The 471-nt window shown below is 65.6% G+C and carries 1 protein-coding gene; it reads left to right on the forward strand.

Going from position 1 to position 471, the window contains the following annotated elements:
- Positions 1-130 precede the first annotated feature (130 nt).
- Positions 131-471 (forward strand): inorganic phosphate transporter (locus tag DVK07_RS21490; RefSeq protein ID WP_199719729.1); only part of this gene is annotated, 341 nt, incomplete at its 3' end.

Consider the following 471-nt stretch of genomic DNA (forward strand, 5'->3'; position numbering starts at 1 on the left):
ACATGCGAGATTGAACTACGCACTGCCACCTGAACGTTTGCCCGTGACGCCCGCGCCCAAGTCGATAATCGGCCTCACAAGGGCGCGCGAACGGTAGGCTCATTGCAGGGCGGGGCAAACGCCGTGACAGATGGTCGCGACGAGTACGATTGCGACGCTTGTTATCGCGTCAGCCGCGAGTTTGTTCATGGCCTGGGCCATCGGTGCCGGGTCGTCCGGGTCCACTCCGTTCGCGCCGGCCGTCGGTGCGAACGCGATTTCGGTGATGCGGGCCGGGTTTTTCGTGGGCATCCTCGGGCTGGCCGGCGCAGTCCTGCAGGGGGCCAACGTCACAGAAGCCGTCGGGAGCGAACTCGTGCTGTTCCCGAGTGGCGGCGGCCTGTCAGCCATCGCCGCTATCGTCGCACTGCTGACCGCGGCAGTGCTGGTCGCCGTCGGCATCTTCACCGGCTACCCGATCGCAACAGCGTT

The sequence above is a fragment of the Halorubrum sp. Atlit-26R genome (assembly GCF_003666015.1).
Taxonomy (GTDB): Archaea; Halobacteriota; Halobacteria; order Halobacteriales; family Haloferacaceae; genus Halorubrum.